Annotated in this window: 20 protein-coding genes; 10 read left to right on the forward strand and 10 right to left on the reverse strand. The window is 63.4% G+C overall.

What is annotated here, in order from left to right; translation table 11 throughout:
- Positions 1–916 precede the first annotated feature (916 nt).
- From OKW43_RS07410 to OKW43_RS07440, 7 genes are all read right to left on the reverse strand, one after another.
- A complete protein-coding gene (locus tag OKW43_RS07410) occupies positions 917–2,461 on the reverse strand; it encodes an alkaline phosphatase family protein (RefSeq protein ID WP_429446260.1) in 1,545 nt (514 codons plus the stop codon).
- A gap of 150 nt (positions 2,462–2,611) precedes the next feature.
- Entirely contained in the window at positions 2,612–3,304 is a 693-nt protein-coding gene (locus OKW43_RS07415) for a hypothetical protein (protein WP_187634415.1), read from the reverse strand.
- Entirely contained in the window at positions 3,304–3,786 is a 483-nt protein-coding gene (locus OKW43_RS07420; RefSeq protein WP_187634416.1) for a glycoside hydrolase family 108 protein, read from the reverse strand. Before OKW43_RS07420 ends, OKW43_RS07415 begins: the two co-directional genes overlap by 1 nt.
- 54 nt (positions 3,787–3,840) lie before the next feature.
- Entirely contained in the window at positions 3,841–5,316 is a 1,476-nt protein-coding gene (locus tag OKW43_RS07425) for a tetratricopeptide repeat protein (protein WP_429446263.1), read from the reverse strand.
- Positions 5,317–5,534: 218 nt separating this feature from the next.
- Complete coding sequence (locus tag OKW43_RS07430) at positions 5,535–6,398, reverse strand: ABC transporter permease (RefSeq protein WP_429446265.1); 864 nt, start codon at positions 6,396–6,398, stop codon at positions 5,535–5,537.
- A gap of 16 nt (positions 6,399–6,414) precedes the next feature.
- Positions 6,415–7,209 (reverse strand): ABC transporter ATP-binding protein, encoded by a 795-nt coding sequence (locus tag OKW43_RS07435; RefSeq protein WP_187634419.1) that lies wholly within the window; start codon positions 7,207–7,209, stop codon positions 6,415–6,417.
- Positions 7,210–7,252: 43 nt separating this feature from the next.
- Positions 7,253–8,272, reverse strand: coding sequence for an ABC transporter substrate-binding protein (locus tag OKW43_RS07440; protein WP_187634420.1), 1,020 nt, complete (start codon positions 8,270–8,272; stop codon positions 7,253–7,255).
- Positions 8,273–8,564: 292 nt separating this feature from the next.
- Here OKW43_RS07440 and OKW43_RS07445 point away from each other — a divergent pair, with 292 nt between their 5' ends.
- The 6 genes from OKW43_RS07445 (at position 8,565) to OKW43_RS07470 (ending at position 16,520) form a co-directional block, all read left to right on the forward strand.
- Positions 8,565–9,242 (forward strand): response regulator, encoded by a 678-nt coding sequence (locus OKW43_RS07445; protein WP_187634421.1) that lies wholly within the window; start codon positions 8,565–8,567, stop codon positions 9,240–9,242.
- A 2-nt stretch (positions 9,243–9,244) separates the two neighbouring features.
- A complete protein-coding gene (locus OKW43_RS07450; protein WP_187634422.1) occupies positions 9,245–10,630 on the forward strand; it encodes a sensor histidine kinase in 1,386 nt (461 codons plus the stop codon).
- Between the two features lie 124 nt (positions 10,631–10,754).
- The gene (locus OKW43_RS07455) at positions 10,755–11,795 is read left to right on the forward strand and encodes an ABC transporter substrate-binding protein (RefSeq protein ID WP_187634423.1); all 1,041 of its coding nucleotides are present in this window, start codon (positions 10,755–10,757) and stop codon (positions 11,793–11,795) included.
- A gap of 50 nt (positions 11,796–11,845) precedes the next feature.
- Positions 11,846–13,228: a sensor histidine kinase gene (locus tag OKW43_RS07460; RefSeq protein ID WP_187634424.1), complete on the forward strand. Its 1,383-nt coding sequence runs from the start codon at positions 11,846–11,848 to the stop codon at positions 13,226–13,228.
- Between the two features lie 31 nt (positions 13,229–13,259).
- Positions 13,260–13,955: a response regulator transcription factor gene (locus OKW43_RS07465; protein WP_187634425.1), complete on the forward strand. Its 696-nt coding sequence runs from the start codon at positions 13,260–13,262 to the stop codon at positions 13,953–13,955.
- A 336-nt stretch (positions 13,956–14,291) separates the two neighbouring features.
- Complete coding sequence (locus OKW43_RS07470; RefSeq protein WP_187634426.1) at positions 14,292–16,520, forward strand: NADP-dependent isocitrate dehydrogenase; 2,229 nt, start codon at positions 14,292–14,294, stop codon at positions 16,518–16,520.
- A gap of 175 nt (positions 16,521–16,695) precedes the next feature.
- Here the strand turns inward: OKW43_RS07470 and OKW43_RS07475 are convergent, their stop codons facing one another.
- Both OKW43_RS07475 and OKW43_RS07480 read right to left on the reverse strand, forming a co-directional pair.
- Positions 16,696–16,923: a hypothetical protein gene (locus OKW43_RS07475; RefSeq protein WP_187634427.1), complete on the reverse strand. Its 228-nt coding sequence runs from the start codon at positions 16,921–16,923 to the stop codon at positions 16,696–16,698.
- 361 nt (positions 16,924–17,284) lie between these two features.
- On the reverse strand, positions 17,285–18,181 hold the full coding sequence (locus tag OKW43_RS07480; protein ID WP_429446270.1) for a LysR family transcriptional regulator: 897 nt from the start codon (positions 18,179–18,181) through the stop codon (positions 17,285–17,287).
- Positions 18,182–18,279: 98 nt separating this feature from the next.
- Between OKW43_RS07480 and OKW43_RS07485 the strand changes: the two genes are divergently transcribed.
- The 3 genes from OKW43_RS07485 to OKW43_RS07495 are packed head-to-tail and all read left to right on the forward strand — an operon-like array spanning position 18,280 to position 21,275.
- A complete protein-coding gene (locus OKW43_RS07485) occupies positions 18,280–19,584 on the forward strand; it encodes a CitMHS family transporter (protein ID WP_187634429.1) in 1,305 nt (434 codons plus the stop codon).
- Positions 19,585–19,609: 25 nt separating this feature from the next.
- On the forward strand, positions 19,610–20,968 hold the full coding sequence (locus tag OKW43_RS07490; RefSeq protein ID WP_187634430.1) for an acyclic terpene utilization AtuA family protein: 1,359 nt from the start codon (positions 19,610–19,612) through the stop codon (positions 20,966–20,968).
- A 1-nt stretch (position 20,969) separates the two neighbouring features.
- A complete protein-coding gene (locus tag OKW43_RS07495) occupies positions 20,970–21,275 on the forward strand; it encodes an AtuA-related protein (RefSeq protein ID WP_187634431.1) in 306 nt (101 codons plus the stop codon).
- A 57-nt stretch (positions 21,276–21,332) separates the two neighbouring features.
- Here OKW43_RS07495 and OKW43_RS07500 read toward each other — a convergent pair whose 3' ends face one another.
- Positions 21,333–22,043 carry a FadR/GntR family transcriptional regulator gene (locus OKW43_RS07500; protein ID WP_187634432.1) on the reverse strand — a complete coding sequence of 237 codons (711 nt, stop codon included), beginning with the start codon at positions 22,041–22,043 and terminating at the stop codon, positions 21,333–21,335.
- Positions 22,044–22,456: 413 nt separating this feature from the next.
- Here OKW43_RS07500 and OKW43_RS07505 point away from each other — a divergent pair, with 413 nt between their 5' ends.
- Complete coding sequence (locus OKW43_RS07505; protein WP_187634433.1) at positions 22,457–23,788, forward strand: MFS transporter; 1,332 nt, start codon at positions 22,457–22,459, stop codon at positions 23,786–23,788.
- Positions 23,789–23,910: the final 122 nt, after the last annotated feature.

Raw genomic sequence — 23,910 nt, forward strand, 5'->3', positions numbered from 1 at the left:
AGCGCGGAACTTTGAGGGTTAACACCGACATCCCTTGCGGGAGCAAGGTGGTCCGCGATTCGCCTCAAATCGACCCGCAGCGGTCAGTCGGAATACCGAACCTCAACGATTCTTCGGAGAGTCAAGTCGCCGTTGGTTGCATGAAGTTCAAGGACGCTACAACTGAAACCCCTCCCTATTCAACCGCCGCCTTGGAAAGATTGAACGATCGAGACAGTCCGCTGAAGCCGCGAAGGTTCTGGGAGGCAATGGGATGCGAACGTTCGCAACCGTGTGGAAGGGCTGCCTTGGTAAGGTCGATTCAAAGTTGCCAAGGCGTTTGGGGGCCGTACTCGGTGCGCATAAACGCACTGCATGACCGGAGGCGCGGCGAACCCGTCCAATCGGGCCTTCCGAGACCAGACCAGCCGTTCGCCTCTGGCAAAGGCGGAAGCCGGCTGCAATCTGTTGCTCAGATTTTCAAAACCTCTCCCGCCCTAACAAGCAAGATAGGCGCTCGCGCTCTTTTACCCATTCGCGTCCCGGCCAGCAGACAATTACAACAACCGGAGTAATTATGCAAAGAAGAATCGACATACCCATCGAGAATGAAGAGTGGCATACAGAGAAGTGATCTCGGGAATTGCCGACACTGACCGGTCCTGTGCGGTCAAACAGCGGTTGGCAACGATCTGGACACTTGACGCGAACGACCGTAGCTGGCCCGTTGTCCGCCGATGAAGCTTGTCACCGGGAAAACAGCCGGCGGCGCTGCGCTGCGGCGGTCCCCACCCGAAATTTTCGGTTTCACCAATACCGTGACGGCCAACCGTGCACTGCGTCAGAGCTATTGAAATAGTCGAAGAAATCCAGAGTCCAGATTTCATGAACGCCGGCATCCAACAACGCTTTGCGCTGCCCGCGGCTTTGCCGAGTGCTATTTCTCCGACACCGGACTGACGGACGAGGCCGTTGCTTCCGCATCGTTTCTGGCGATGCCCGGCGTCGCGCCGCGAACCGATTGCCGCAAGCGTGTGAACGCCTGACTCGTGCGCGCATCGCGCTGGTCGCGTGCGTCGTAGAAGTCTTTGCTGAGCCACTGGCCGACACTCATCATCAGCGAGCCCAGCGCGCTCTTGAAGCGCACCCAAGCGTTGCCGGTGCGCGCCAGTTGCGCGGCCGCCTCGACCGACTCCGCGGCGAGCCGGTCCAGCTCCGCGTGCAGATAGTCGGCGAAATGATGCAGGCCATGCTGATTGCCGTTCGACGATTTGCGCTCCAGCTCGACGTGCTCCGCAATCAGCGATTGATTGGGCACGCGAATAAACGCCGGCGTATCGGTTCGCGCGCCGCCGCCACGGCGAATCGCCACACCGATGTTGGCGGACGCCTCGGTGCGCTTGCCGAGCGGCGGCATTTGCCACTTGTCGCACAGGTGCTTCAGCAAGCTGCAATGATCGAATCGTTCGTTGCACACGCCAGCTTCGCACCACGGCGACACCAGGATCGCGGGAACGCGTACGCCGAGTCGCTTGAAATCGAAGCTTGCAGTGTGCTCGTCGGGTGCGACGGCGTCGGCCGGAGGCGATACGTGATCGTAGAAACCGCCGTGCTCATCGTAGAGAATCACCAATAAGGTGCGCTCCCACAGCGCCTGATTCGAGCGCAGCGCGTTGTAGGTATCCGCGATCAGCTTCTCCGCCTTCATGATGTTATGCGGCGGATGATCGTCGTTCTGCGCTTCGCCGAAGTACTTCGGCTCGATCAGTACGAAGTGCGGAAATCGATCGGCGGGTCCCGCTGCGTCCTCGAAGAACCTGTCGAAAGAGCGGTAATTCGCGAGGTTTTCCGCGCTTCGCTGGTTTTTCAGCAGCAGCGAAGCGGGGAAGTCGTAGAAGTAGACGCTCCATGTTTTGTGCGCGACATTCAGCCGATCGAAGATGGTGTCCTGATCCTGCTCGGTGTACCAGCGCGGGTTGAGCCCGGCGAGTCCCGCGGGCATTTCTATCTCGCCTTTCGACGTACCTGTCAGCGCGAAGAAACGGTTCGGCCACGTCGGCCCCGGCAATGACGAGAACCACCGGTCGCACACGGTGAATTGCGAACCGAGCGTGTGCAGCGCGGGCAGAAAGCCGAGCGGGTAATAGCCCATCACGTCTTGCCGGGCGGCGAGGCTGCTCTTCGGATAGCCGTTCACGAACGAACGCACGAAGCCGCTGTTGTCCGCGGCGATCTGTTCCATCACGGCCTTGTGCTCGTGATTCGGATCGTGCTTCATCTGCCGCTCGCGCGTCTCACGCGGATAGAAGGCGTTGCCTTGACCGTCGGCGTTCAATTTGCCGGCCGCGTTGCGCACGCCGTCCAGCTTGTCGTGCACGGCGTCGAGGCAGCCGAGCATCTGGTCGAAGGAGTGATTCTCCATCAGCAGCAGTACGACGTGTTCGATCGCATCGTTCTGCGCGTTCTGCTCGACGCCACTCATTTTTATTGCTCCACTCGGGACGGGATGGACTTCGCGTTGCAAAGTTAGCGTAAAACGCGCGCTTGCGAAAGAGCCTCGCTTCCAGACGACCCTGCGCGCGACGCTCAGCGTATTTCGTCACGTGCTTGATTCGCTTAACGTAGGATCGACTCAACTGCCGCCCGAGAAGATCGGACCTTGAGCGCCCGGCGCGAACGACGGGAACGTGTCGCCGGACGGCGCTGCCGCCGCCGGTGCGGGCGAACCCGACTGCGACGCCGGTTCGCGCAGCGTCAACGCGCTATCGGCCGTGACCGGCACACTCGGCTTCGCGAGCAGCTCGGTCTTGCGCTTCGAGCCGACCGACGTGCCGAAGTAATAGCCGATGATGCTGATCCACGCGGTTCCCAACGCGCCGACGATCACATTGACGAGATCCTTGTTGGTGCCCGGCAGAGGCTGGAACGCCATCAGCAGCAGAATGCCGAAGAAGCCGGTGGTGACCGCCATCGCGAGTACCTTCGGCACCCAGTCGCGATTGGCAACAGCCATCGCGCGTGCGCTTGCGATGTCGCTCGTGGCGATGCGGGCCATGTCGCTTTCGTGCGCGAGGCTCGACTGCGCCGCCGTCACCATCAACTGCTGCAATTGCAGCGAGTTGGCGTTTTCGGCCTGGCGAATCTTTTCGAGCGCGCCGGGGTCGTTCAACGCGCGTTCCACATAGGTCGGATCACTCGGCGTGCCGAGTGCGTGCGAGATGATCGCGGCGGCAGCGGTCACGCCGAGGCCGACCGGACCACCCACGAGCCCGGCGAGAAGCGGGGCGGTGCTGTTGATGTTCGTCGCTACTTTAGACCAGTCCATCATGCTGCTCCCAGGAGAAGATCGGCTGCCATGCGTTCGGTCCAGCCGCGGCTGAAATTCGGCCACGAATGCAGGTTGCGCAGGTACCGCAGGCGATACGCGGCGAAGCGCATCACGAACTTCATCGGATCGACGTTCTTGACCGCATCGAGCGTGTCGGGGCCGAACTTGCCGTCTTCCCTCGCGCCGGAAGCTTTCTGCATCCACAGCACGACGAGGCCGCCGTTGTAGTTCGCATCGAAAATCTGGAAGGCCACGCGCGGATCGAGTTCGTCGAGATGCAACGGGTCCCAGTACCTGCGCTTGGCGATCTGATGGGCGGTATCGAGCGGCAGGTCTTTCAGCGCGCCGTTATAGCCCTCGCTGCGCGCGACGCGCGCCGTCACGCCCCACATCGTTTCGCCGCCCGGATCGGCCGGATTGAAGCCGTATCCGCCTTCGTTTCCGATCAAGGCTTTGAATGCGTCTTCGAAGCTGTCCATCGATCTGTCTCCTCTTCGGCTGTGCCGACAACTGAAATCGGCAATGCGCGCGGCTCAAGCCGCTTGCATCGCTTGCCCTCCGGCGTCGCGCACCGTATCGAGCGATGCCCGGAGCGGATACGGCGTCATCATTGGATTCGAAACGGGCTCGACGCGCAGGTCGGGCCTCGAGGTCTGCGTGTCGTCTGCGTCCGGCGATGCGCCCGCCGAGCGCGCGAGCTCGCGTTCGTGCGCCGACAGCGTGCTGGCGTCGAGCTGCAATGCCTGCGCGTATTTGCGCGCCGCCTCGGGCAGCGCGCCCTTGTGTTCCAGCGCGCGGCCCCATTCCACAAAGGACGGAGCGAGATCGGGACGCAACGCGACAGCGTGCGAGAGCTTGTCGATCGCATCGTCGTCGTGGCCGGTTTTGACCAGCGCCTCGGCCCAGTCGTGCAGCGTGTCGACGGAGTCGGGCTTCAGGTCGGCGGCCTTGCTGAATGCGTCGAGTGCTTCGCGATCGCGGTTCGCATGCAACAACACATCGCCGAGTAGCCGCAGGTTTTCGGCGGTGCGCGACTTTTCGTTCGCGCCGGCCCGCAGTTCCTTCAGTGCATCGTCGATGCGGTTCTGCTGTTCGAGCGCAATGCCCAGACTCGCGCGCAGCACCGCCGAGTGCTTGTGCTGGGTCAACGCTTCGCGGATCTGCTGCTCGGCTTCTTTCGACCGCCGCTGACTGTTAAGCAACCACGCCTTGCCCGCGAGCGCCCATTCGGCTTGCTCCGAGGCGGGCAGCGCGAGGACTTCGTCATAGATGCCGACGATCTCGCGATAGTCGCAATGCGCGACCGAGCATTTGGTCTTTTGCACCTGCGTGAAAAGATGACTGGCGAGGATGTTCGGTTCGGCGAGGCGCATCGCCATGACCGCAATGTCGCGCACGAACTTCTCGAGGTCGCGCCCTTCGAACGGCACCATGCTCTCGCGGGCGTTGAATGGGCCGCCTTCTATCTGCACGTGCGCAGCGTACGAATCCGCGCTGTTATTCGTCTTCGTAATGCCGACGTGTACGGCGACATCGTTGCGATTGAGGACACCTTTGAGGAAGCGCACGGTCGACGCGTACGACATCTCCTGCCCCGGAATCTGGATGTCCGGTTGCGCATCGTTGCCGGTCATCGTGTCGTGCGGAATCGATTCGGCGTCCTGCCCGATTTCCTTCATCGCCGACATGATCCGCTCGGCGAGAAAGTTCGACGTATAGCCACGTTCGCTGAGCGTTTGCGGGGATGCGACCGGCGGCACCAGCAATTGACGCGTAAACACGCCGCGCACGACGAGGCATAAGAAGCCGATCGTCAGGATGGCGAACACCCAGGGCAATACATACGGCCACAGCCGCTTCGGTCCGCGGCCGATCACACCGGCGGTGTGCAAGCCGAACAGCACGAATCCGCTCGAATGAGGACGATGGCGGCGATTCGCTGCGTTGGCGCGCATGAACGGGCGGCTGTACCCGTTCGTCGATCGGCGTTGACTGTGTACACTCGACATGACCCACCTCGCTTCGAGCCGCGATCGGTAGCCGCCTGTTGGCTTATGGTGCGGGGATTGGAAAGAAAGAAGTGTTGCGCGGCCGCAAACGTATTCGCGCAAAGCGTTTGTCGGCGGGAGACAGAATAAGCGGCTAGCGAATAAAAATGCCGCTCAGTCCGGCAGACTGAGCGGCATTCCTGAAAGAGAACTTTTTTGGCGACCCGCGTCGCCGCGACTCAAACCGAACTCGGTCGCCACTTCAACAATCGATTCTCCACCGAGGTCAGCAGATAGTCGGCGGCCAGGGCCACCACCGCCAGCACGATCATCGCCGCGAACACGCCGCTGGCATTGAACGCGCCCTGCGCGGTGGAGATCAGCAAACCGATGCCCTGCTTCGAGCCGAGAAACTCGCCGACCACCGCGCCGACCAACGCGAAGCCGAAGCTCACGTGCAGGCTCGCGAGAATCCAGCTCAGCGCCGACGGAATCACCACCGAGGTCGTCACCTGACGGCGCGACGCGCCGAGAATCTGCGCATTCGCGATCATGTAGCGATCCGCTTCGCGCACGCCCTGGAACGCGTTGGCGAACACGACGAAGAACACCATCACGACCGCGAGCGCGACTTTCGATGCCATGCCGAGCCCGAGTGCAATCACGAACACCGAGCCGAGCACGACGCGCGGAATCGAGTTGGCGATCTTGATGTAGAGGCTGAATACGTCGGAGAGCAGCTTGTTGCGGCCGAGCACGATGCCGCAGAAGATGCCCCCGATCGAACCGATGATGAAGCCGAGCCCCGTTTCCTCGAGCGTGACCCACACCTGCGTGAGCAGCGGCCCTTGCGACGTACCGTTCACGAACCAGTCGACGATCTGCGCGAAGATATCGGTCGGCATCGAGAAGAAGAACGGGTCGATCCACTTCAGGCGCGCGGACAGTTCCCAGCCGCCGAGCACGACCACGAGCAGGAGAATGCGCAGCGAAATCACCAGAACGTGGCGCTGGCGGATCTTCTTCTGCGCGATTCGCTCGACGTGAGCGAGGGAAGCGGCGTCGATGCCCGAGGGCATCATCTGTTGAGAGGGTGTAGACATGTTTGCCATTCCTTGATTAACCGATCTGCACTTCTTCGCGCAGGTCGTGCCAGATATCGCGCGAAATTTCGATGAAACGTGAGTCGTAGCGGACCTCCGACGTGACACGCGGTCGCGGCAGATCGATTTCGTAGACTTTCTTCAGCGTGGCCGGGCGCGCGGTCAGCACGAACACGCGGTCGGCGAGCGCAATCGCCTCTTCGAGGTCGTGCGTGACGAACACGACCGAGCCGGCGCCGCCCCACAATTGCAGCAACTCGTCCTGCATCAACGTGCGCGTCTGCATGTCGAGCGCCGAGAACGGCTCGTCCATCAGCAGGATTTCCGGCTTGTTGATGAAGGTCTGCGCAAGTGCGACGCGCTTGCGCATGCCGCCGGACAGTTGATGCGGATAGTGATTCCCGAACTTGTCGAGGCCCACGCGGCGCAGCCATTCGTTCGCTTCGTCGTAGGCGGCCGATTTCGAGCGGCCGCGATAGAGCGGACCCGCCGCGACGTTATCGATCACCGAGCGCCACGGAAACACCGCATCGGCCTGGAACACGAAACCGATGCGCGGATCGATGCCGTCCACCGGCGCGCCCATCACGCGCACTTCGCCGGTGGTCGGCTTCAGCAAGCCGGTGATCATGCTGAGCGTGGTGGACTTGCCGCAGCCGGTCGGGCCGACGACCGCGACGAACTCGCCGCGTGCCACCGACATGCTGAAGTCGCGCAGCGCGACCGTGGCCTTGCCGTCCGGGGAAATGAAACGGCACGACACGTTGCGCATTTCGATCGCAGGCGTCTCGCGTGACATAGGTTGATTCATCGGCGGGTGCCTCGTAGTGCTGTGAATATTAAGGAAGCGTTGGTTACTTCGACGCGGTCTTGACCGGCGCCGACACGTAGTCGTTGGTGTAGGTCTTGGCAAGATCGATATGCTTGCCCTTCACCGAAGGATTGAATGCGGAGAGCACCTTGAGCACCGTATCCGGGCCGTCGGCGGGCATCTTGCCGTCCTTCGTGAACATCGGCTGCGACGCCTTCAGCGCGTTCACGTACAGGTCCTTGTTGTTGCCGTAGTAGTCCTTCGGCATCTGCGCGGCGATGTCCTCGGCGCTATGCGTCGCGATGAAGTTCAGCGTCTTCGCGAACGCATGCGACAGCTTGGCGGCCTCGTCCTTGTGCGATTCGGCCCACGCGCGCTGCACGTAGAAGCTCGACGCGGGGTAAGTGCCGCCGAGCGCGGCGCGCGTGCCTTCCACGTTGCGCATGTCGACCAGCACCTTCGCGTCGCCGGTCTTCAGCAGTTGGGAGACGGTCGGCTCGGTGGTCATGCCGGCGTCGATGCGGTTTTGCTTGATGGCGGCGATAAAGCTGTTGTCCGCCCCGACCGGCAACATCGTGTATTGCGTCGACGGCACGCCCGCGCGCTGCGCGAGGTACTGTGTGAGGAAGCTCGTCGACGAACCGAGGCCGGTCACGCCGAGCGTCTTGCCTTTGACGTCGGCCATGCTCTTCAGCGAATCGGCCGCCTTCGTCGAGACCATTTCGACTTCGCCCGGCACCTGGCCGAAGACGACGAGCGCCTGCACTTCCTTGCCCTTGCTCTGCAGATCGATCGTATGATCGTAGAAGCCGACTACGCCTTGCACCGCGCCCGCGAGCAGTTCGTTCTCCGCATCGACACCGGCCGGCTGCGACAGGATCTCGACGTCGAGGCCTTCGTCCTTGAAGTAGCCGAGCTGCTCGGTGAGCTTGGCCGGCAGATAGATGATCTTGGTGGCGCCGCCGACCATGATCGTGATCTTCTCGGCGTGAGCGGCGGCCGAAGCGGCGGCAAGCGCGAACGCAACACCTGATACAGCGGCAATCTGGCGCAAGGTACGCATGAAGCAGTCTCCTTAGGTTGGTCGCCGCGACTGTGGCGCGCGGCGCTTTTCTGGGTCAATGGCACCGATTATAGAAACGCGAAACCTTCTGCCAGCTTTCGGGGTTTGGGGCAAACCATGGGTGTTAACCCGAGAATGCGCCGACCAATGCGCCGACCAATGCCCCGACAGTGCGCCGGAATCGCCGCCGCGCTCGCGGCAGGCGCTGTACATATGCGGCAAACCGCACAGCATGCGCGCAGACTCCTTGTTTTAAGGCACAATCGACGGCCTGACTTTTGCCGTTGCCGCCATGAAGCTGCTGTTGATCGAAGACAACCCCACACTTGCGCACTGGCTCGCGAAGATGCTGGAGCAGGAAGCTTTCGCGCTCGACGCCGTGCAGGACGGCGACGAAGCCGACCGCCTGCTGCGCACCAATCACTACGATGTGATCCTGCTCGACCTGAACCTGCCGAAGCTCTCGGGCAAGAACGTACTGCGCCGGCTGCGTCAGCGTGGCGACGCGACGCCGGTGCTGATCCTCACCGCCAGCGGCTCCATCGACGAGAAGGTGGAACTGCTCGGCGCTGGCGCTGACGACTATCTGGTGAAGCCGTTCGAAGTGCGCGAGCTGATTGCGCGCATCAAGGTGGCGATTCGCCGGCAGTCGCCGTCGAAAGCGAGCGAGGTGGTGTGCGGCGATTTGTCGTTCGACATCGACACGCGCCAGTTCACGCTGAAGGGCGCGCCCCTGAACGTGACGCCGCGCGAGCGTTCGGTGCTCGAAGCGCTGATCCTGCGCCTCGGCAAGACCGTGACGAAGCCCGCGCTCGTCGATGCGATCTTCACGCTCGCCGACGAGCCGAGCGAGGACGCCGTCGAGATCTACATTTCCCGTCTGCGTAAGAAGCTCGACGGCAGCTCGGCCGCGATCGTCACGCTGCGCGGGCTCGGCTATCTGCTGCGCAAGAAGGAAGACGACCAGTAACGATGGCCAATAGCCTGCGCATACGCCTGCTGTGGTGGCTGCTCGTGCCGCTCGCGCTCTATGTGTTCGTGACCGGCAAGACCGAGTACGACAACGCGCGCAGCACCGCGAATCTCGTGCAGGACAATCAGCTGGTCGCGTCGGCGCGGATGATCGCGGGCGAGATCGAATGGAGCGACGGCTTTCTGCGTGTCGATGTGCCGCCCGCCGCGCTGGAGATCTTCGCGTCGCCGTATCGCGACCAGGTGTTTTATGGCGTGCGGGTCGACGATGGACAACTGCTCGCGGGTACGCCTGATTTCCCGCGGCGTCCGCTGTTGGCGCCGGACGTGCCGGACTCGTACTACACGGAGTTGCACGGCCAACAGGTGCGCGCCGTCGACATCGTGCGGCTCATGTACGACAACGGCGCGGCGCGCCCCGTGCGCGTGACGGTCGGCAAGACGGTGCGCTCGCGCGACGCGATGACGCAACAGCTATGGCGGCCACAACTCGTGCGCCAGCTCGAAATGATCGCGCTGGCGGTCGCACTGGTTTGCATCGGGCTCACATTCGAGTTGCGGCCCTTGATGAAGGTGAAAGACGAGGTGGCCGACCGCGATCCGATGCAGCTCGAACCGATTCGCGTCGAGCGTCTGCATACGGAACTGCGGCCCATCGTCGATGCGATCAATCAGTGCATCGCGCGGCTCGGCGTGCAGGTGGCCGCGCAGCGGCGCTTTATTGCCGACGCCGCGCATCAGTTGCGCACGCCGCTCACGCTGCTAGGCACGCAATTGCAGTTCGCGCGGCAGCAGGAAGGCCTCAATCCGGCACTCGACGAGGCGCTTGCCGCGATGCATCGCAGCAATCGCTCGATGGTCGGTCTCACCAACAAGCTGCTGTTGCTCGCGCAGGCCGAGGCCGCCGACTACTCGCAACTGGCGTTGGAAAGCGTCGATCTGGTGCCGCTCGCGATGGAGGTCGTCGAAGATCTCGGGCTGCTCGCGCAGGCGCGTGAAATCGATCTGGGCGCGGAATTGCACGGCGCGGCGCCGGTGCTCGGACATCGCGGCCTGTTGTTGGCACTGGTTGCGAATCTCGCCGAGAACGCGATCCGCTATACGGGCTGCGGTGGTCACGTGACGGTTGCCGTGAGCGCAGATGCCGATGGCGATACGGTTACCGTGAGCGTGACCGACAACGGCCCCGGCATTCCGGCCGAATCGCGCAGCCGCGTGTTCGAGCCGTTTTTTCGGGCGTCGACGGATACCGAGGGCACCGGCCTCGGCCTTGCGATCGTGCGCGAAATCGCGGACGCGCATCACGGCGAGATCGCGCTGAAGTCGGGCGAGGGCGGCAAGGGCGTGCATATCGCCGTGACATTTCCACGCGCGGCACCGAAGTGATCGGGATAAACCCGAGGTTCGTGCAACATACACCGCGCTGAAAGCATCGAGAAGGGTTCGCCCCTTCAGAATCACGGGCAGGCGACCCGCGCGGCGCCCAGACAAGATGACGGAGACACCCGCAATGAAGCTTCCCCTGACGCGTTTCTCGCGCGCGGCGTATGCCGCCGTCGCGGCGTCGCTCGCGTTGGGCGCGCTCGCGCGACTCGCGACGCCTGCGCAAGCCGCCGCGCCAGAGAAACTCGCGATCATGGTGGGCGGCATCAACAAGCTGATTTACCTGCCGGCGCGGCTTGCCGAACAGCTCGGCTATTTCAAGGCGGAAGGGCTCGACGTCGAACTGCTGTCACAGCCGACCGGCATCGACGGCGAAAACGAAATGCTCGCCGGCGCGGTGCAGGGCGTGGTCGGCTTCTACGATCACACGATCGATCTGCAGACTCGCGGCAAGGAAGTGAAGACGATCGTCGTGTTCAGCCAGGTGCCCGGTGAAGTGCAACTGGTCGCGGCGAAATCGGCCGATTCGATCCGCAGCATGGCCGACGTGCGCGGCAAAACGCTCGGCGTAACCGGGCTCGGCTCGTCGACGAGTTTTCTGACGCAATACCTCGCGCAGCGCGCGGGCGTGCCGTCCACGCAATACAGGCTGCTGCCGGTCGGCGCGGACGGCAGTTTCATCGCGGCGATGCGGCAAGGACGCATTCACGCGGGTATGACGACCGAGCCGACCGTCACTCAACTATTGAAAGCGGGCGATGCGAAAGTACTGGTCGACATGCGCAATGTCGACGGCACGCGCGCCGCGCTCGGGGGAATGTATCCGGCGTCGAGCCTCTATGTGCAAAGCACGTGGCTCGACGCGCATCCCGACGAAGCCGCGAAACTCGCGCGTGCATTCGTCAAAACGTTGCGCTACATGCACACCCATAGCGCGGAACAGATCGCCGCGCAGATGCCAAACGAAGACATCGGCAATGACAGGGCGCTGTATATCAGCGCGTTGCAGGCCTCGCTGCCGATGTACACCGTCGACGGCAAGATGCCCGCCGACGGTCCGCAGACGGTGCTCAAGGTACTGTCGAGTTTCAATCCGGCGGTGATCGGGCGGCATATCGACCTGTCGCGCACGTTTACCAATCAGTTCGTCAATGACGTGAAGCCTTGAAAGCGGGCTGACCGCGCGGGTTGCTTCGAGCACAAAAGGATCGGCATATCGTGTTTTCAGGCAGTTTGCGCGGACGCTTGTTATGGTGGTTGCTATTGCCGCTGGCGGCATTCGTATCAATTTCCGTCGTCATCTCATACCGGTTCGCGCAGAACACCGCGGACCTGGTTCAGGACGATGCGCTGCTTTCGTCGATGCGGATCATCGGCGAGGATATCGACTGGGTCAACGGTTCGGTGTCGATCCAGATTCCGCCGGCCGCGCTCGAACTGTTCGAATCGCCGCAACAGGACACTGTGTTCTATCGCGTCGAGGCAAGCGACCATCGTCTGCTTGCGGGCATCCCCGACTTGCCGCTGCCGGCGCACGTGAGCGACAGTCCGACGCTTTATTCCACGCATTTCGCCGATGGCCGCGCGGCGCGCGCGGTCGCCTATGCGCGGCAGCTCTACGATTCGGGACATACCGAGGAAGTGATCGTCGCGGTCGCGAAGACCGAGGGCTCGCGCGATGCGATGGTGTGGCGTCTGCTGCGGCCGCAATTATCAGGCGAAGTCCTGACACTGATACTGGCGATGGTGTTCGTCTACCTGGGCCTGACCTTCGAACTGCTGCCGCTGATGAAGGTAAAGGACGATGTCGCCGATCGCAATGCGTCGCAACTCGAACCGATTCGCGTTGCGCGTCTGCACGTCGAACTGCGGCCTATCGTCGAGGCGATCAACCAGTGCATCGCGCGAATGGGCCAGCAGGCCGCGACGCAGCGACAATTCATCTCGGATGCCGCGCATCAGTTACGCACGCCGCTCGCGTTGCTGGCCGCGCAAATCCAGTTCGCGCGGCAGCGCGATAGCCGCGACGCCCCGCTTGACGAAGCGCTTGCGGGCATGCACAAGAGCAGCCGCAAGCTGACCACGCTGACCAACAAGCTGTTGCTGCTTGCGCAGGCCGAGTCGGCCGCGCCGGTGAACGTGCGCGAGCGGATCGATCTGAGCGGGTTGATCGCGGGCGTGCTCGAAGAACTGATCGCGTTTGCGCAGTCGCGAGAAATCGATTTGGGCGCGGAACTGGAAGACGGCTTGTACGTGACCGGCGACGAAGCGTTGACCGCGGCGCTCGTGACCAATCTGGTCGACAATGCGCTGCGCTATACACAGGCGGGCGGTCGCGTCACGGTGCACACACAGCGGCGCGACGGGATGGCGATCGTGCGCGTGATCGACAACGGACCCGGCATCAGGGCCGATGCACGCGAACGGGTGTTCGAGCGCTTCTATCGCGCGTCGAGCTATGCGGAAGGGACTGGACTCGGGCTGCCGATCGTGCGCGAGATTGCGCATCGCCAGGGCGGCAGCGTGACGCTCGAATCGAATCAAGGCGGCGCAGGCCTCGTCGCGACCGTCGAGATGCGCTTATGGACCGGCGCAATCTGACGTCGCGCGAGTCGCAAAGGAGAAGACAACGATGAAACTGCTGCTCGTGGAAGACGATGCGGACCTCGCGCGCTGGGTGATGAACCTGATGCAGGTCGAGCAATTCGCGATCGACTGGGCGCAAAACGGCGAATGCGCCGAGACGCTGCTCGGTCTGCAATGCTATGACGCGGTGCTGCTCGATCTGCGCCTGCCCGGCATGGGCGGCAAGGAGGTGCTCGCGAGGTTGCGGCGCAAGCGCGACAACGTGCCGGTGCTGATGCTGACGGCGAATGGCTCGACCGACGACAAGGTGGACTGTTTTTCGGCCGGTGCCGACGATTATGTCGTCAAGCCCTTCGATGCGCGCGAACTGGTGGCGCGCATCAAGGCGCTGATTCGCCGTCAGGCCTCGGGAGACAGAGGGCAGTCGATCGAATGCGGCAATCTGCGTTATCTATTCGATTCACGCGAATTCGCTCTGCAAGACGAACGCCTGCCGTTGCGCCGCCGCGAACACGCGATCCTCGAAGCGCTGATGCTGAAGCAGGGCAAGACCGTTTCGAAGGCGACGCTGATGGACAAGATCTTTACGCTCGACGAAGAGCCGAGCGCCGATGCGATCGATATCTATATTCACCGACTGCGCAAGCATCTCGCGACATCGACAGCGAAGATCATGACGCTGCGCGGACTCGGCTACATTCTGCGCGAAGAAGAACCGCGCGAGGCATTTGCGTCTGCCTGACTTGAAAGCGCGATAACAGCGCGGCTCATCAATGCGATCAATTCGCATTTAGCCAAAAATAATACGTCGCAGGTCATCTATAAGATATCTGTCTTAAGACCTGGGTAATCGGCCGCAAACCCTTGCCAGTCGTGGATCACCCCCTTTGCGCAGCGTCTCCCGACCTGTTTGTTTAGTCACATTTCGTGGAAAACGCGCATATACTCTCGGTCGTATCGCAACACGAAGGTCGCGGGATTGCGTCGCGCCGAACTGACGCCGTCGCCGTCGCGGCACGATTTGCGCTGGCTTCGACTGCCAACGCTCTGTCTATCACTTCCTAGCAAAGCATCAATCATGTCCACACCGCCGAAGATCATCTACACCCTGACCGACGAAGCGCCCGCACTGGCGACGTACTCGCTGCTGCCGATCGTCAAGGCGTTCACGCGCTCGTCCGACGTGCTCGTCGAAACGCGTGACATCTCGCTCGCCGGCCGGATCATTGCCGCATTTCCGGACTACCTGAGCGCGGAACAGAAGGCTTCCGACGATCTGGCGGAGCTCGGTGGACTCACCACGCGCCCGGAAGCGAACATCATCAAGCTGCCGAACATCAGCGCGTCGGTGCCGCAACTGAAGGCCGCGATCGCCGAGCTGCGCGACCAGGGCTACAAGCTGCCGTCGTACCCGGATGTCGCGACGACCGACGCCGAGAAGGACGTCAAGGCCCGCTACGACAAGATCAAGGGCAGCGCGGTGAACCCGGTGCTGCGCGAAGGCAACTCGGACCGCCGCGCGCCGCTGTCGGTGAAGAATTACGCACGCAAGCATCCGCACAAGATGGGCGCATGGAGCGCGGACTCGAAGTCGCACGTCGCGCATATGAGCGACGGCGATTTCTACGGCAGCGAAAAGTCGGCGCTGGTCGCTCAAGCCGGTAGCGTGAAGATCGAACTGGCCGCCGCCGACGGTACGACCACGGTCCTGAAGGCAAAGACGCCGGTGCAGGCGGGCGAAATCATCGACGCGTCGGTGCTGGGCAAGAACGCGCTGCGCAGCTTCATCGAAGCGCAGATCGCCGAGGCGAAGGCGAACGGCGTGCTGTTCTCGGTGCACCTGAAGGCCACGATGATGAAGGTCTCGGACCCGATCATCTTCGGTCACGTGGTGTCGGTGTTCTACAAGGACGTGCTCGACAAGCATGCAGACGCGCTGGCCAGGATCGGCTTCAACCCGAACAACGGTATCGGCGATCTGTACGCGCGTCTGAAGGATCTGCCCGCGGAAACGGCCGCGGCGATCGAAGCCGACATCAAGGCGCAATACGAACAGCGTCCGCCGCTCGCAATGGTCAACTCGGACAAGGGCATCACCAGCCTGCACGTGCCGAGCGACGTGATCGTCGACGCATCGATGCCGGCGATGATCCGCGAGTCGGGCAAGATGTGGGGCGCCGATGGCGCGCTGCACGACGCGAAGGCGGTGATTCCGGACCGTTGCTACGCCGGTGTCTACCAGGCGGTGATCGAAGATTGCAAGAAGCACGGCGCGTTCGACCCGGTCACGATGGGCACGGTGCCGAACGTCGGCCTGATGGCGCAAGCCGCCGAAGAATACGGTTCACACGACAAGACGTTCCAGATCCCGGCGAACGGCGTGGTCCGCGTGACCGACGAAGCCGGCGCGGTGCTGCTCGAGCAGCCGGTGGAACAGGGCGATATCTTCCGCATGTGCCAGGCCAAGGACGCGCCGATCCGCGACTGGGTCAAGCTCGCGGTGAACCGCGCCCGCGCTTCCAACACGCCGGCCGTGTTCTGGCTCGACGCGGCGCGCGCGCACGATGCGCAGATCATCAGGAAGGTCGAGCAGTACCTGAAGGATCACGACACCAACGGTCTCGACATCCGCGTGATGACGCTGGTCGAAGCGACGAAGTTCTCGGTCGAGCGCATCCGCGCCGGCAAGGACACGATCTCGGTCACCGGCAATGTGCTGCGCGACTACCTGACCGACCTGTTCCCGATCATGGAACTGGGCACCAGCGCGAAGATGCTGTCGATCGTTCCGCTGATGGCCGGTGGCGGCATGTTCGAAACCGGCGCGGGCGGTTCGGCGCCGAAGCACGTGCAGCAGCTGGTCGAGGAAGGCTTCCTGCGCTGGGATTCGCTCGGCGAATTCCTCGCGCTGGCGGCGTCGCTCGAGCATCTGAGCACCGCGTATCACAATCCGAAGGCGCAGATTCTCGCGAAGACGCTCGATCAGGCGACCGGCAAGTTCCTCGACAACGACAAGTCGCCGGCGCGCAAGGTCGGCGGCATCGACAATCGCGGCAGCCACTTCTACCTCGCGATGTACTGGGCCGAAGCACTGGCCGCGCAAACCGACGATGCGGCGCTGCAGGCGCAGTTCGCGGGCGTCGCGAAGGCAATGGCCGACAACGAGGCGAAGATCGTCGCGGAACTCGGCGCGGCGCAGGGTAAGCCGGTGGATATCGGCGGCTACTACCGCCCGGACGTCGAGCTGACCAGCAAGGCGATGCGCCCGAGCGCGACGCTGAACGCGATCGTCGATTCGGTGGCCTGAAGTCAGGCAGGCGCTGAGGCGGTAATCGCTGCCTCAGAGGCTGCGATGGCCTCGAAAGCCATACCGTAACCACGCATTGCGGCCGCGAGCAGGACCCCAAATACGACAATGGCGCCTTAGGGCGCCATTGTCGTTTCTGCTTTCACTGCTACGTCGCCGTCGCTCATACCCGTCCTTACACGTGAACGATTTCCCAATCGGCGAGCTTCTCCGGAATTTCGAGCGTCGACGTATCGAGCTCGGACAGATGCTCGCAGCTCAGGCCGCGCGCGAGGTCGTCAGCGGCCTGTTGCGCGCTTGAGAATTCTCCGAGTGTTTCGTTGCCGTAGGTGGCTTCCCAGCCGTCCTGACCCGGCAGAATGTAGAACGCTCCCTGCGTCGAACCAAAGCGAAAGCCTTTCATTTTTAGTCTCCCAGTTGCCAATAGAAAATGCCGCGATTCGTGACGGCTTCTTCGCAATCTGTGGGATTTGGGTGGCCCGTGTCGTGAGGCCCTCGAATCCGACTACGTGAAGCGCGTGCTCTTGTGAAAGAGTCTACGTCAGCGAATCGTCGTGCAAGCAGGCGTCAAATCGTTCCTTATATTAAAAATATTCGATTAAAAACAATGCCTTGTGCGTTTCATTTTACGATGTGCAACGGCGCCGGGCATCGTGAAACGCCCGGTTTGTGCTGCGCACCATGGTTTTTTACGACGCGCGGCATCGTTTCGTATCGTGAAAATTAGGGGCCGCGTGCCACGCGCGAAACGGCACTGTGCGGCCCTATGCCGGGCCGAGCCGTTCGATCAGCATCGCGACAAAAGTCTCCGTAACCGCTGGCAGGGTGCGGCCGCGCTTTCTGATCAGCGCGATGCGGCGTGTGAACGCCGGTTCGTCGATCGGTCGCGCGACCAGTTCGGGCTCCGCGCGCATCTCGCGCGCCGACGCCGGCAGGATCGTGATACCGAGCCCGGCGCGTGCCATCGCCACCGCGCTCATCATGTAAGTCGGCTCGCAGGCGATGCGCGGCACGCATTGCGCGTCGGCGAACGCGCTATCGACGACCGCGCGCACGCTCGTACCTTGCGCGGTCAGCACGAGCGGCTCGTTCGCGAGATCGGCGAGCGTGACGGGTCGGCGCCGCCGCGCGAGCGCATGCTGCTTCGGCAACACCGCGACGAGCCGGTCGATGCCCGCATGCAGCACCTCGAGCCCGCTGTCGTTCAACTCGCCGCCGGTGAGCCCGATATCGGCTTCCTCGTTGCGCACCAGCGTGTTGACCATGCTCGCGACGGCATCGCGCACCTCGAAGCCGACGCGCGGCACGGCTTGTCTCAGCGCCTGCACGAGCTCGGGCAGCAGGCTCGCCGCGAAGGTGGGCAAGCACGCGATGCGCACCGTGCCGCTCGCGCCTTCGCCGAGCGCGCGCGCATCGTGCAGCACGTGCTCCATGTCGTGCAGCGATTTCTGCAGCACGGGCAGTAACTCGCGGCCGGTCGGCGTCAGCGCGACGTTGCGGCTGTTGCGATCGAACAGGCGCAGGCCGAGCGTATCCTCCAGCCGGCGAATCTGCACCGTCAACGCCGGCTGCGACAGATGCAGCCGCGCGGCCGCGCGCGTGAAGCTGCCCGTTTGCGCGACCGCGATAAACGCGCGGATGTCCCGCAGATTCAGATCCATGATGATTTGTGATGGCTGCAATCAATTCATTTCAATTGCCTTATTGCTGCTCCGAACTTACGCTCGATGGCACTAAAAAACAACCTGGAGACAAGCTCATGCTGCCAATGCTGGGGCTGGCTACCATCGTCGTGCTGCTCGGCGCGATCCTGTCAAAACGCATGTCGCCGCTCGTCGCGCTGATCATCGTGCCGCTCGCGGCCTCGCTGCTCGGCGGGTTCGGCTTGCAGACGAGCAAGTTCGTCGTCGACGGTTTGAAGAGCCTCGCGCCCGTCGTCTGCATGTTCGTATTCGCGATCCTGTACTTCGGCACGATCACCGACGCCGGCACGCTCGACCCGATCATCGAGCGCATCCTGCGCGCGGTCGGCACGCGGCCGACGCGCATCGTGATGGGCACCACGCTGCTCGCGCTGCTGATCCACCTCGACGGCTCCGGCGCCGTCTGCTTCCTCGTCACGATTCCCGCGATGCTGCCGCTCTACGACCGCCTGAAGATGGACCGGCGTGTGCTCGCCGCCGCGGTATCGATGGCGGCCGGCATCAACTTCCTGCCGTGGACGGGGCCGATGATTCGCGCGTCCGCGTCGCTGCATCTGCCGATTTCGGCGCTGTTCAATCCGCTGATTCCGGTGCAGGCGATCGGCCTCGTGTTCGTGTTTTCGATGGCGTACTGGCTCGGGCGGCGCGAGGAGAAGCGCCTCGGCCTGAGTGCCGCGAGCGGCACGGTGCCGATGCCGCAACGCGAGCTGACGCCGGAAGAACAGGCGCTGCGCCGCCCGCAAAACTTCTGGTTCAACATCGTGTTGACGCTCGTCGTACTCGGCACGATGGTCGTGATGGGCGAGAAGATTCCGCCGGCAATCATGTTCATGGTGGGCCTGTGTGTCGCGTTGATGGTCAACTATCCGAACGTCGACATGCAACGCAAACGGATCGACGCGCATGCGCGCGCCGCGCTGATGATGGCCGGCATCCTGCTCGCCGCCGGCGTGTTCACCGGCGTGATGCAGGGCAGCGGCATGCTGAAGGCGATGGCGCAGGCGGCGGTCGGGTTCGTGCCGCCGGCGATGGCCAGCCATATTCCGATCGTGCTCGGCCTGCTGTCGATGCCGCTCAGCATGCTGTTCGATCCCGATTCGTTTTATTTCGGCGTACTACCGGTGATTGCGGAGGTGGCGGGCCAGCTCGGCGTGCCGGCGGTGCACGTCGGCCAGGCCGCGTTGCTTGGACAGATGACCACCGGCTTTCCGGTCAGCCCGCTCACGCCCGCGACGTTCCTCGTGGTCGGCCTGTGCGGGATCGATCTGGCCGATCATCAGAGATTCACGTTTCCCCTGCTGTTCGGCGCGTCGGTCGTGATGACGATCGCGTGCGTCGTGCTCGGGATCTTTCCACTGTGAGCTTCACTGAACGCACGGGAGCACCATGACTGCCACTGAACCTCAACGCATCGTGCGCATCGGCGCGGGCGCGGGCTATTCGGGCGACCGCATCGAACCCGCGCTCGAACTCGCGGAACACGGCCAGCTCGACTATCTCGTGTTCGAATGCCTCGCGGAGCGCACGATCGCAATCGCGCAGCAGGCGCGCAGCAAGGACCCGCAACTCGGCTACGACCCGCTGCTCGAAGCGCGCATGCGCGCGGTGCTGCCCGTCGCGGCGCGCAACGGCGTGCGTATCGTGTCGAACATGGGCGCGGCCAATCCGCTCGCGGCGGCGCGCAGAACCGCGCAGATCGCGCGCGAGCTGGGTCTCGGCGGCTTGAAGATTGCCGCGGTCACCGGCGACGACGTGCTCGACGTCGTGCGCGCGGGCGACTGCCATTTCGTCGAATCGGGCGAGGCGGTGGCCGCCTACAAAGACCGGCTGATTTCGGCCAACGCGTATCTCGGCGCGAGCGGGATCGTCGAGGCGCTCGCGGCCGGCGCGCAGATCGTATTGACCGGGCGCGTCGCCGATCCGTCGCTGTTCGTTGCGCCGCTGATCCACGAGTTCGGCTGGCGCACGGACGACTGGCCGATGCTCGGCCGGGCAACGGTGATCGGCCATCTGCTCGAGTGCGCGGGGCAGATCACCGGCGGCTATTTCGCGGACCCCGGCTTCAAGGACGTGCCGAATCTCGCGCGGCTGGGGTTTCCGATCGCCGAAGTTGCGCGGGACGGTTCGGTGGTGATCACGAAGCTCGCGCAAAGTGGCGGGCTCGTGACCGAGGCGACCTGCAAGGAACAGTTGCTGTACGAGATCCATGATCCGCGTCGTTATCTGCAGCCCGACGTGGTCGCCGATTTCTCGCAGGTGCGTGTCGAGCAGGAAGCCCCGGACCGCGTGCGTGTCACTGGCGGTAGCGGTGCGGAGCGCACCGCTACGCTGAAAGTGTCGGTTGCGTATTTCGATGGCTATATCGGCGAGGGGCAGATTTCGTACGGCGGGCCGGGCGCGCTCGCGCGGGCGCGGCTCGCGCTCGATATCGTGCGCGAACGGCTGGCGCTGACCGGCGTACAGACGCATGAACTGCGCTTCGATCTGATCGGCTTGAACGCGCTGCACGGCGACACGGTGGCTGTCGGTCATGGCGAGCCGTACGAGGTGCGCGCGCGCGTGGCGGGGCGCACGGCGTCGCTCGCGGAGGCGGTGCGCGTCGGCAACGAGGTCGAGACGCTGTACACGAACGGACCGGCGGGCGGCGGCGGCGTGACGAAGGCGGCGCGCGAGGTGGTCGCGGTGCAGTCGGTGCTGCTGCCGCGCGAGCATGCGACGCCGGCTTTCTCGCTGGTGGAGGCTTGAGATGAAACTACGTGAACTGGCCCACTCGCGCACTGGCGACAAGGGCAATACGCTCAATATCTCGGTGATCTGCTACGACGCGCGGCATTACGAGCGCCTGCGCGATGTGCTGACGCCCGAGCGCGTCAAGACGCATCTGCGCGATGTGGTGTGCGGCGACGTGGTACGTCATGAGTTGCCGGGCATCGCCGCATTCAACTTCGTGCTCGGCGACGCGCTCGGCGGCGGCGTTACGCGTTCGCTCGCGCTCGATGCGCATGGCAAATCGCTGAGCTCGGCGTTGCTGGATCTCGAAGTAGGAGAGTGAGCGGGCGATGCTGGTGGCGTTTCGTATTGCGGGGCAGCCGATCCGCCCCGCATGTCGTCACACGCCAGCCTTCGTCAACTCATGCGCGCGGCGCAGTCGCTCGCGGCTGTTGCTCAGATGCATGCGCATTGCGGCGCGCGCATCGTCGGCGTCCTGACGCTCGATCGCGCGATAGATCATCAGGTGTTCGCCGAGCACGCTACGCAACACCTCGATATGGTCGAGCTCCGCGATCTCGGCCGAACCAAGCCGCGTGCGCGGGCTGACCGAGCGGCCGAGCTGGCTGAGTACGTCGAAGAAATAGCGATTGCCGCTCGCGCGCGCGATCTGCAGATGAAACTCGATGTCGTGCGCGAGCGTGTCGGTGCTGCCGCGCTCCAGTTCCGACTCGAAGCGATCGAGCGCGGTGCGAATCTGCTTGAGGTTCTGCTCGGTGCGCCGCGATGCCGCGAGTGCGGCCGCGGCGGCTTCGACGTCGATCCGGAACTCGATGATCGCCATCACGTCGAGCATGCTCGTGAGGTCGGCGGCGGGTAACTGCATCGGCTTTTCGGCGGTGGGCGCGAGCACGAACGTGCCGATACCGTGACGCGTCTCGACGATCCTCGCCGCCTGCAGACGCGAAATCGCCTCGCGAACCACGGAGCGGCTCACGGATAGCTGCTTCATCATGGCGACTTCGGTGGGGATGCGGTCGCCTGGCCTCAGCGCGCCGCGGCGAATTTCATCGGAAAGGGTGGCCACCACCTTTTCAGTTAGGCTGCTCATTTTTGTGGCTGGTTGACTGATCCTGCAAAGTATCGCACAGGACTGTACTCGATTCTGCCGTGTTCGGCGGCATCGGCGCGGGCTATTTTTGCGTGCCGGCGCGCGGTGGGACGGGGACGCGGCGGACAGTTGCGCAAGCACATCGGCTGCCTTGTGCATCCTGAAAAATACGAGACATCAGACGTCTTATCTATCACCCGATCCAAGCTCGGGCAATAAAGTAGACGGCCGTGAAGCTGCTGCTCTTTCGGCGCGGGCTGGCCAGACATGCCGGGTAAACACCCAACTGGATTTGACGAAAATAACACGGTAGACTGTCGTCAGACAACGTGTCAGGCGTATCGCAGGGTCCTCCGCCTAGCTGCGCCGCGTTGCGTTCCAACAGGCCATGCGGCCGACAGGGGAGACAAATCTTGACATCAGTTTTGACCACCGCGCTCGACCCGCTGGAATCGGCGGTCTCGAAGGTGAAGCGCAACGTGTTACCGCTTTTCCTGATCATGTTCATCGCGAACTACATCGACCGTGTGAACATCGGCTTCGTCAACGCGCACATGAAGACCGATCTCGGCATCGGCGCGGCAGCGTACGGGCTCGGCAGCGGTCTGTTCTTCATCGGCTATGCGCTGTTCGAAGTGCCGTCGAACGTGCTGATGCAGAAGTTCGGCGCGCGCGTGTGGCTCACGCGCATCATGGGCACTTGGGGGCTGGTGGCGGGCTCGATGGCGTTCGTCTGGAACGACACGTCGTTTTACGTGCTGCGGTTCCTGCTCGGCGTTGCTGAGGCGGGCTTCTTTCCCGGCGTCGTCTATTACTTCACCCAGTGGCTGCCGCAAAAAGAGCGCGGTAAGGCGGTGGCGATCTTTCTGTCGGGCTCGGCGCTCGCGTCAGTGCTGTCCGGTCCGATCACCGGCTCGCTGCTGTCGATTCGCGGCCTCGGCCTGCAAGGCTGGCAGTGGATGTTTCTGATCGAAGGCGGGTTCTCGATCGTGCTGTGTGCCGTCAGCTGGATGATGCTGAAGTCGCACATCCGCGACGCGCATTGGCTCACCGCCGAAGAGCAGCGCGTGCTCGAACAGTCGATCGCGGCCGAACAGGCCGCGCGCGAAGCGCAGGGCGGCGCGCATCTGCCGACGTTCAAGCTGCTGAAGGACCCGCAGATCGCGCTGTTCTGCCTGCTGTACTTTGCGATCCAACTGACGATCTACGCGGCCACTTTCTGGCTGCCGACGATCATCCGCAAGATGGGCGGCCTGTCCGACTTCGAGGTCGGCATGTTCAACGCGATTCCGTGGCTGATCTCGATGGTCGCGATGTATGGCTTCGCGCTCGTGTCGGCGAAATGGCGTCATCAGCAGGGTTGGCTCGCGGTCGCGCTCGTCATTGCGGCGGTTGGCCTGTTCGCGTCGACGTCGGGCAACCCGGTGTTCTCGTTCGTCGCAATCTGCTTCTCGGCGATCGGCTTCAAGGCAGCGTCGTCGTTGTTCTGGCCGATCCCGCAGGGCTACCTCGATGCGCGCGTCGCCGCCGGCGTGCTCGCGCTGATCAATTCGCTCGGCAATCTCGGCGGCTTCTTCGCGCCGGCCACCTTCGGCTATCTGCAGCAGCACACGGGCTCGTTCACGGGCGGGCTGTACGGTCTCGGCGTCGCGTCGCTGCTCGCGGCGGCGGCGGGTTTCCTGACGCGCCGCCGGCCCGGCAATCGCGACCCGTTGCCTGATTCGGCGCACGGCAACGCGCATTGACTACACTGACGGCTCGCATGCGGCCGTCGATTTTTCTGGATTCGAGTTTTCATCCGGTCCGCTCGAACGCGCACGCGGCGCGCGGCGGCTTCCGCCGGCCGGCTTACTTCATCACACAGGTG

The sequence above is a fragment of the Paraburkholderia sp. WC7.3g genome (assembly GCF_050436345.1).
Lineage (GTDB): Bacteria > Pseudomonadota > Gammaproteobacteria > Burkholderiales > Burkholderiaceae > Paraburkholderia > Paraburkholderia podalyriae.